1 pseudogene is annotated in these 536 nt (G+C 37.3%); it reads left to right on the forward strand.

Features of this window, described 5'->3' with window-relative positions:
- Nucleotides 1-55 precede the first annotated feature (55 nt).
- Nucleotides 56-536, forward strand: a pseudogene (locus ACWIUE_RS11930) (hypothetical protein); the annotation flags it as partial.

Genomic DNA, 536 nt, shown 5'->3' on the forward strand with positions numbered 1-536 from the left:
ATTGTGAATTACTTTTTAGCAAAAGCGATTTTGCGTTTTAGCGTTGCACGATTTGATGCGAAAACGGGGGGGGGGGGCGACTTCACGCGCAACTTCAAACACGCTAGATTCTAGTCAATCATCATTACAAAATTCACTAGAATCTAACATTGCTTTCTCATCGCAAGGCTTTAAAAAAGCCGAAACAATCGATAAAAAAGATTTGGATTGCCACAAAAAATCTAGCGATTTTTCTCGCAATGACGGCAGAAGTGTAGATTGCTACGAATCGCTACGCGATTCTCGCAATTACAAATTTTTCACACCAAAATTCTACTTCATTTTAGGCATTATCTTTAATCTCTCTTTACTTTGCTTTTTCAAATACACGGATTTTTTGTTAGAAAATTTCAATTTGTTTAGCCAAATAGCGCATTTGGATTTTGAGATTCCATTGCCACATATTCTCTTGCCACTTGCGCTTAGTTTTGTAACCTTTCAGCAAATCGCATTTTTGTTTGACTGCTACAAACACGCGACAGGGCAATCAAATGAAA

The organism is Helicobacter sp. 23-1045 (assembly GCF_053654655.1).